Below are 5,876 nucleotides of genomic sequence, written 5' to 3' on the forward strand. Positions count from 1 at the left end.
AACCACTTCCACATAGCAGGTATAGAAGCCTACCCAGATAATACAGTACGCATCTACAACCGTTGGGGCGTAAAAGTATGGGAGGTACAAAGCTATGATAACGTTCGCAACGTATTTAAAGGCATCTCTAACGGACGAGTAACGATAGAGGCAGCCGACAAGTTGCCACAAGGCACTTACTATTATGTCATCGAATACGTAGATGAGAACAATCAAAAACAAACAATGGTAGGTTGGTTATACTTGAAGAAAGACTAACCGATGAAATGAGCAAATAAGATAATTTGCCAATGATAAAAGAAGCTCAGGATTTAATATCCTGAGCTTTTTTTTATTACTTAACACAGCTATTCAGAGCGAACAATGAGCGAAGGATAAGCGAACAATGAGCGAACGAAAGTCGGCGAGTCTCCCATTCTTCCCAGCCTTCTCATTCCTCCCAAATCGCCAAATTTCCAAACCGAAAAATCTAAAAATAGTGTTAAAGTTTTACACTGTATCGTTTTTTATTGTATTTTTGCGCCTTGGATATAATTTATCCTTTGTTTTGATGAAAAAAATATTTTTTTATGCAATTACTAAAAAACGTATTTAAAGGGCTTTTAATTGCCTTGCTGAGTGTATTAGCAAATAGTGCTTATGCACAAACTTGCGATATCAATACGCAAAAATCTTTAGAGCAAACCCACGTAGCTTACTATACAGAAGTTACACAAGGGGATGATGCTATTTTTACCATCCGTTATCCTTTGGTAGGCACCACCTATACCTTTTCGGATAACTTAGGAACTACTTATTCCATTACCTATACTTCAGGTACAGAAGAGTTTATCTACATCAATACTGGGGCTGTGAATGCCGAACGTAGATTCTCTCTCAAAGCCCAAAATGGAGCTTGTACCTATCAATCTGGTTTTGATTATAAGGTTACACCTGTTACTACTCTTAAACTCGCTACTAGCGTAGAACACGAGTGGTGTGGTAATGGAGGGGCTATCCGTTTTACCCTTATAGGTACAGGCGCTAATAATAACAATTATAATTTCTATTATAAGAAAAGCAATGTGCCTACTTATGACACTACTACTTCATTATCTCTTACTGGAGTTACTTCCTTAGCTGCAGGTAAATACGACCTTTTAGCACGACCTAAATCAGGTACAGGCGATATAGAGGTTAAGAATATCGAAATCAAAAAAGATCTTAAAGATATTGATTATACCTTATCAAAAATCCCTGCTACTTGTGCTTCAGCAGGTATAGGTATAAAAGTAGATATAAAAGTAGATCAATGGGGTAACCACTCTGCTAACTATCCTGTCTACTATACCTTACAAGATGCTACAGGGAATGATATACCAGGCAAAATAAAACAAACTGCCAACACTTTTACGGGTCTCACCCCTGGCACTTACAGAGTGAAAGTAGAAAATTTTTGTGGAGCAAGCCCTACTCCTAAAAGCATTACTATAGCTTCATCCAATCTTACCTTTACAAATTTATGGGGGTATCCACGTCCTAAAGAGTTTAATTGTGATTATGTTGAGTTTGACTCTGTTCTCCTTTATGGTACCAGTCTTACAGAGGCTTACACTTCCGATACTTTCCCTTATCCGCTTACAGTAAAGTATGTGATTACAGCTCCTTCAGGTGCAGTGTATACGCCTACTTATACCATTAATAATAAAAGTGACTTTTATTTATATCTACCTGTTGGAACAAGAGATGATCTAGGAGTAGAGAACGGCTTTAGAGAGCACCGTATTCCTAAAGAGTATGGAGAGTGGAAGATAGCAGCTGAAGTAGAGATGTGCGGTACCACTACCGCTATCCCTGCTGTAACGGCTACTCTTTATAATCCTATAGAAAACGCTTATGTTGCGCCAGTTCCCGATGAGAACTCAAGTGATACTTGTTTTAAAAAAGTACTACTTACCCTTGGTCATAAGTACATAAGAGACAATTCACCTATACTAAATACTTATTTGGTGCTTGAACAAGCTCCTACAACCTTTAACTATACGGGAGCGGGCTTCTACCAAATACCGGCAACCCATCCTAATCCTTTACTTAGAGGTAAATTTGTAAAGAAAATAAAATACAATCCTCAAGCTTATCAAACAGTAGTAGCCTCTGATTATACAAACTTAGGCGATACTTTCCAATTCCGTTTGGTAGATGATGAGTGCGATACTAATCGCAGCAATCTAATGGATGCTTTTACGATTACTACTCCTCCTGCACCAAAGCCTACAAATGTAGCTGTCAGAAATGTAGCTAGTTGTAAGGATGCTACGGCTACCAATGCGCCTTATGCATCTATGCATATACAAAGATATGTAGGAGCTGATCTTGATAAAATAGAAGTTATAGAATACAATGGAAATACCACGGGCACTATACCTGGTACATCTCTTTCTTTGCCTTATACTCTAACAGCTTCTGATCGTGCTAACAATGATAACTGGTACTTGCGTGATCTTCCCCCCGGTAATTATAAGGTGAGAGTAACCAATGTGTGTGGGGGTGTAAATGTTATTTCTAAGGACCTTTCAGGGCAAACCTATTCATTTTCCTTTGCTCCTGGATGTGAACCTATTGTGCAAGGGCGCATTGATTTAGCCCCTACTGACGACTGGCGCTATACTGAGTCAAGCTTTGTAATACAACAATTCAACGAAGCTACTCAAACTTGGAACCAATGGGCTTATTCAGGACTTGGTTTTAATCAAAATATTAACCGCAAGGTTACCGATGAGTATTTAACTAGAAAAGGAAAGTTTCGAGTGGTGCGCCGCATATCAAACTTAGATAATACGTTTGAATGTATGCAAGTGATTGCTGAAAAAGATTTCGGAGGTGATCTTGAAGAACCTGATGTTATAGGGGTAGGTTGTGTTGGAAATAAATTCCATGTAGTGGTAATTCCCAAAGGGGGTACAGGTCCTTTTACCTATAGGCTTGTACATAAAATCCCTGCAGGAAGTACCACCCCCGATACCTCTGTAGCGCGTACGCAAGCCGGAGATAACTTTTTCCTCGATTTGGATGGTACGAACCTCAATACCGCTTATAAGTTTACGGTAACCGATGCCTGCCCAAGTACAAAAGATAGAGAACTTACACTTAGTAATATTCGCCTTCCTAAAATTAAGGCACAAAAAGAATACTACTGTGTAGGTCAATCAGCAGTACTCAAAATGGATGATTTAGGCCCTAATATCACTATTGAGTGGTATCGTTCCGACAATATGACGAGAGTTTTGGCTACGGGCCATACTCTTAGTATTCCTACCCTTACCCCCGATGACTTTACTCATCAGTACAAGGTGGATATTAAGATAGCAGGACAGCCAGCAGCAGCCACTTGTATCACTAATGCTATTAGTGCTTATCAGTTCCAGCAAATTACCACTTATCCTTCATATACCGCTCCTACTGGGGTAAATACATCTAAATGTATGGAAGGTAATGGGGCTATGTATTTCGATTTGAATACACTCTTTACAGGGACTACTCCTATTACAGGTGGTGTTACTACTACTATTGAAGAAGCTTCAGGAGTAATAGCAGTGCCTGCCAGCGGTATAATTAATATCAATCTATCAGAGGTGATGGGAACTCATACCTTCCTCTATAAAATACTTAGTCCTTGTGGAGAACTCATCACCCAAGCTACCGCTAAGCTAACAGTAGCACGTGCTTTCAAACCTGCCGTAAAGACTACTATCAAAGTATGTAATCCATCTGTAACTTTGAATGAAGTAAAACAACTTATTAATGAAGGCTCTCCAGAGGTGGTAGCTAAGCAACCTATATTCCATTGGTATAGTTCGCTCTCTGATGCGCAAGCGCAAACTTCAGAAATAGCAGCTACGACCTCCATCAATACCCCTAATGGTAGTTCGCAAGATTATTACTTGCGCTTTACAAAAAATAATTATTGTACTGAAACTATATACAAAATTACCATAGTAGGTGAAACAAGTGTGACAGCTAAAACGCTCACCAATACAGCCTGTCAGATTACCACAGTTGCTGACCTTAAAGCTTTGGTAGACCCTGCCGATACAGCCAATGTACTTATCTATAAAAATGGGGGTACTGTAGCTTTGGCTGATGAAACAATAATAGAAGATAATGTGGGTTATACGTATGCCAAAAATGTTTATCGTTGTGTGACTTCACCAGCACCGCTGAACTTCAATTTTACTCCTCGCACTGCTGCTAAAAACGAGAGAATAGAGGTATGTACTTTTATAGGCTATTACGGAGGTTTGCATACTAAAGTAAAAGATATTAAAGATGCCTTACAAGTGCTCTATCCAAATGCTACGATAACTGTTTTAGGTAGCTCTTCAGGAAACTGGTATGTACAAACAAACCCTAATTCTGATGTGTCAATTACTGGCTATTCAGGATTTAAAATACAAGAAGCTGGTAAGTGTGAGTCCTTGCCTTATGTGGTGCGCCTTGCTCAAAACGATATTACTCCTGTACAAGCTCAGTCTATTACCACTTGCGAGGAGATTATGGCTGGTGAATTAGCAGACCAATTGCAAGCTACCTATGGCTATACAAATGTAGAAATAATAGCTGGTAGGTCTACTGCTCCTTTGGTAAGAACCGCTTTAGTAGATTGGAACACAGCTCTTTACTTTACTGCTGAAGCAACTGGTAAATGCCGTAGCCCTAAAGTGCCTTTAACGCTTATTAAAGATCCTAATGTTACTACCGCTACCGCAAAAACTTTCGAGGTGTGTATGACCGCAGGAAATACTCCACGCGTGTCTGACCTTAAAGACGCTATTGGCGGTACTGTCAAGATATTTATACGCAATGGTGCTCAATGGCAGTTGCAAGCTGATAACGCACAGGTAAACCCTTCTAGCGCTTATTTCTATACCTTGCAAGCTCCAGGTAAATGCCCTAGTATTAAAACACCGCTTATCGTGAGCTTGCATACTAAGCCTGCTAACGCCCCTATGGTAAGCCCTACGGTTACACTTTGTCCTACCGCAGTAAGCAATGTGGTGAGCTTAGATGCCTATGTTACAGCTTTGCCTGCTCATACCTTGCGTTGGTATCCTACCGCTACGGCTACAGCCTATACCACTACTGCTCCTACTATCAATACACAGGTAACTACTAAAACTACCCTAGAAGCCTATGTGGTACAAGTGAATGCTAATGGTTGTGAAAGCCCACGTGCAGTAGTAACCATAACTGTAGATGATACTACAACCCCTACTCTTACCACTCCTGCTCCTTTAGTAGTCGATTGTAAAAATGCTGCTGCAAGCATCACTACTTGGCTTAATAGTGCTACAGCTACCGATAGTTGTGGCGCAGTAAATCTAACTAATAATTACAACGCAGTAAAACCTGCCGACCTATGTAATAATAGTGGGGTAGTAACTGTTACCTTTACTGCTACTGATTTGTTTGGTAAAACTGTTACCCAAACAAGTACTATTACTTTGGTGCATATAGAGGCTAATACCGATACCTTCACTATCACCAATGGCGCTAATGGCGGTACTACTACCCTTACTATATTTGATAACGACAAAGTAGGAACTCAAACTGCTACACCTGCTACAGTAAGTATGACTGTGGTTACCCCTGCTACGGGGGGTGCAGGTAGTGGAATACCTACCCTAAATAGCAATGGTACTATTACAGTACCAGCAGGTACAGCCTCAGGAACTTATACTATTGTCTATAAGATTTGTACAAATGTAGCTACTCTTACAATTTGTGATACTGCTACCACTACAATTGTAGTAGGCGCTCCTGCAATCCAAGCTAATGGCGACACCTTCACAATCACCAATGGTGCTAATGGCGGTACAACTAGCAGTGTATTGACTAAC

The 5,876-nt window shown here is 40.1% G+C and carries 2 protein-coding genes; both read left to right on the forward strand.

Annotated elements, in window-relative coordinates:
• A partial coding sequence (locus C8P65_RS11885; RefSeq protein WP_146162924.1) for a T9SS type B sorting domain-containing protein occupies nt 1-258 on the forward strand: 258 nt, incomplete at its 5' end.
• A gap of 311 nt (nt 259-569) precedes the next feature.
• The coding region (locus tag C8P65_RS11890; RefSeq protein ID WP_170069109.1) for a DUF4402 domain-containing protein at nt 570-5,876 on the forward strand (5,307 nt) is incomplete at its 3' end.

Origin of the sequence: Capnocytophaga leadbetteri, assembly GCF_003054025.1 — a bacterium.
GTDB lineage: Bacteria > Bacteroidota > Bacteroidia > Flavobacteriales > Flavobacteriaceae > Capnocytophaga > Capnocytophaga leadbetteri.